Origin of the sequence: Nostoc sp. CHAB 5715 (assembly GCF_020829685.1) — a bacterium.
GTDB lineage: Bacteria > Cyanobacteriota > Cyanobacteriia > Cyanobacteriales > Nostocaceae > Nostoc.
On the sequence record NZ_JAIVFR010000788.1, the window covers coordinates 1 to 3,597 of the forward strand.

General features: G+C 43.0%; 3 protein-coding genes. 1 reads left to right on the forward strand and 2 read right to left on the reverse strand.

Annotated elements, in window-relative coordinates:
* Positions 1 to 356 (reverse strand): calcium-binding protein (locus LC574_RS38610; RefSeq protein ID WP_368736758.1); only part of this gene is annotated, 356 nt, incomplete at its 3' end.
* Positions 357 to 798: 442 nt separating this feature from the next.
* Between LC574_RS38610 and LC574_RS31245 the strand changes: the two genes are divergently transcribed.
* Positions 799 to 1,266: a hypothetical protein gene (locus LC574_RS31245; protein ID WP_229457458.1), complete on the forward strand. Its 468-nt coding sequence runs from the start codon at positions 799 to 801 to the stop codon at positions 1,264 to 1,266.
* A gap of 350 nt (positions 1,267 to 1,616) precedes the next feature.
* Here LC574_RS31245 and LC574_RS31250 read toward each other — a convergent pair whose 3' ends face one another.
* Entirely contained in the window at positions 1,617 to 3,341 is a 1,725-nt protein-coding gene (locus LC574_RS31250) for a ShlB/FhaC/HecB family hemolysin secretion/activation protein (protein WP_229457459.1), read from the reverse strand.
* Positions 3,342 to 3,597: the final 256 nt, after the last annotated feature.

The following is a 3,597-nucleotide window of genomic DNA, read 5'->3' on the forward strand; positions in this document are numbered from 1 at the left end:
AGAATGAAATCAGAAGAGGGGTTCCAGTCAGTAATGGTAGCGTAACCAAGACCTAGGTATTCAACACCGAAGGAACTGCCAATAACGAAAGTATCAGAACCAGCACCACCAACCAGAGTGTCGAATTCTACTAAGCCACCGTTTCCAGAGCCGGACAAGATATCGTTACCATCTCCGCCATAAAGGATGTCATCCTGATTGCCGCCGAACAATATATCGTTGCCAGCAAAGCCAAATAATGTATCGTAGCCGTCGTAATCAAACAAACCAGAACCAACGGGGTAGCCAGCGATCACGTCGTCACCGTCGGTGCCAAAGAGTGTATCGCTGAAAAAGCTGCCATTAATAATAGCCATTTGAGTTTCTCCTTGATTTAAATCGAGTTAAGGCAAAGGTATTTGGATAAATCTTCCATCACCTCATTGGTACGCTCTCAGTAATATTACTGTTGGCGATGAGTTATACATTAAATTAGAAGTTAAGGTTACACATCCACCTTTTCTGCTTGTTTGCGTGCAGTTTTGCTACCTGGAGAATGCACGAATGCGATCGCTCCATTGCAGAAAACTGCATAATTAACGAATATTCGCTTGTCTATCGTCCAAAGGTGCTGTTTTATATCATGTCCGCTTAATCACTTACAATATGTCATTGCGAGTGGAACGGAGTGGAACGAAGCAATTCCCTTTGACTCTGCGATTACTTCACTCCGCTATCGCTGCGTACCCTTCTCCTGACGGAGACGCTGCGCGAACGGGAACGCTAAGAGCGAACGTAATGACAAGTATTTAGCCGGACATGATATTACAGGGAAAGCGGAAGTTGCTACAGGGAAGGCGGAAGTTGCTACAGGGAAAGCAGAAGTTGCTACAGGGAAAGCGGAAGTTGCTACAGGGAAAGCGGAAGTTGCTACAGGGAAAGCGGAAGTTGCTACAGGGAAAGCAGAAGTTGCTACAGGGAAAGCAGAAGTTGCTACAGGGAAGGCGGAAGTTGCTACAGGGAAGGCGGAAGTTGCTACAGGGAAGGCGGAAGTTGCTACAGGGAAAGCGGAAGTTGCTACAGGGAAAGCGGAAGTTGCTACGCGAACACTACGAACCTTTTATTATTTACCGAAGAAGAATTCAGGAGCCAGAATCCAGCATGGATTCTGTGCGACTGGATGGAGAATCGAGGTTTAGAGCAAGCGATTTTACAGCAGTTTTCATGTATTTGAACCACATCTGTCGTAAGGGCACAGCATTGCTCATTGGTGTCAACTTAACGTAAAAGCCATGTCCCGCAAGGAACTGAAGTTCCTTGCTATATTTAGTCATCTTTTGATGACTAAATATAGCAAAAAATCTTTAGTCTACTTCAGTAGACTTTAGCTTTTAGCCTTGAACTTTAGTTCGAGGCGGGCGTGGAAGCCAACAGATAAGCGATTTTTAGCTTAAGTTGACACGTATGAGCTGGCTCGTGCCCCTACCGCGTGGTCTATTTACCTGAAAATAGCTGTAATCCTGGAGAAGAAAAAATTCTTTCCGTGACTGGTTACCCCTGACTTCAGGCATGGGGTATTCTGAATTCTGAATTCTGTCTTCTGACTCCTTCTCATGCCACTCTACTTATGTTTAATATTAAAACGGCTGATAGCGCACTGAAAAATTAAAGCCATTATCTTGCAGTGAATTACCGCGATCGCTTGTTCCGATTAATGGTATACCATAGTCTGCACGCAATACCAAACCGCTAAAAGGTTGCCAGTTCAAGCCTAACCCTAAACTAGCAATAGTTTGCTGGTCGGCATTAATACTGCGATTGTTCCAAGCTGTACCGATGTCAAAAAATGGTATTAGCTGTAAGGTTTCCACATTCGATGCTAGGGGAATACGAACTTCCACACCTCCAACTACCCCATTGTCAGCAACAAGTTGATTTTGACTATAACCGCGCACTGTATCAACTCCCCCAATGCTAATTTTTTCTAACGAAAGTAAAGAATCAGGAGTAAGTTGAGTGTTAACTTTGGCTAGCATCAAGATGCGCGGAGATAGCTGTTGTACCCATTGAAATTGTCCAATCCAGCTAAAAAAACGCCCGTCAGTACCACTATTGTTGACGGTTGCATCTATTGCACCAATCCCAATACTAAATTGCGATCGCGCTGCTAGAACACTGTTAGCATTACGTTGTAACCAATCTTGAGAAAAGCGAATTACTGTAACTTTTGATTCTCCATTTTCGGGGCCTTGGGTAAAGGAGAAGGGCATATCATTGAGTATGAAGGTTTGACTGCGCCGTAAATCGAATGCTAACGAGAGAGCAAATTCGTTATTTGGTGTGTAAATTAGCGGTTGACGGACGTTAAAAGAAAGGGTTTCGGCTTCGCTGCGGATATTCAATTCACGAAATTCGCTTTCAATAATACGGCTAGCACTGTTGCTGTAACGGACACCAATGGTTCCATCTAAGGCATTAAAGGGAATAGAATAATTAATATTGTAAATGTCTAAACCTTCACTACTAGCATATTCAGCATTAAATTTATCCCCAAACCCTAAAAAATTATCGTGAGCAATAAAAATACTCCCTTGTTCTGAACCAACGCTAGGTGATTGGTTATTTGCAAAGATTACCCCAGCGTGAAATGCTGGCGACTCGGTAATTATCACCTGTAAAATATTATTACCTGGGGTGCTACCTGCGGTTAACTCAGCATTAACTCGTTCAATCACCGGGTCAAGTTGTAATAATTGCAGCGCTTGTTCGAGGCTTTTCTGGTTTAAAGGCTTACTCGCAAAGCGTTTAATCCGGGAACGCACGTATAAAGTTTGTAATCTTTGTAGCCCTAATATTGAAATTCCTTCGAGTTCGCCTTCCACAATTTGGATTTGCACAACACCGCTAGCGATATTTTGATTGTTGGGAATAAATGCACCACTGGTGATATAGCCCTTTGTAACATAGAGTTCGGTGATTTGCGATCGCAGTTGCAATAATTGCTCAAATGTGATTTTTTTATTTTCTAAGGGCTGTTTTAATTTGATGATTTCATCTTCTAAAACAGAATAGCCTGTGACTTGAATTTCTTTGACAAAGAAACTTTCACCACTAGGAAAAGTTGTTTCGGGTAGATTTTCCTCTGGGGGTGATGGGAGTATAGGAGGAGTTGGCGTCGGTGGTGTGGGAGGAAGGGTTGGTGATGATGGTTGGGGTATAGTTTCTTCGACTTTCCTTGGTGTATCGGGGGGAATTGTTACTCCGGGTGGGGGTATCGATTGTGCAAATACTGCGAGTGGAGTAATGCTAATGCAGGTAAATAATATGAAAAAAAGCTTTTGAAACCGAAAGTAGGAACCCATTGTTTATATATGATATGTAAAATTTGTAGCGCTTCTCAATTGCATGAAATACAGACCTAACAAGAACAGCCCCAACGCTACAAGGGTTGGGGAGTAAGCCTCAAAGCCTCTCTCCTTTTAAAACACAGGTCATATCATGTCCGATAAATTACTTGTGATAAGTCAAAAGCGAGTGGAACGAAGTGAAACGAAGCAATCACAACGTCTGGAGCGATTGCTTCACTCCGTTCGCAATTGACTTGTGTTTAACCGGACG

Coding starts and splice junctions, on each gene's coding strand:
- LC574_RS31250 (WP_229457459.1), bottom strand. CDS start 3,341: ATGGGTTCCTACTTTCGGTTTCAAAAGCTTTTTTTCATATTATTTACC.
- LC574_RS31245 (WP_229457458.1), top strand. CDS start 799: ATGATATTACAGGGAAAGCGGAAGTTGCTACAGGGAAGGCGGAAGTTG.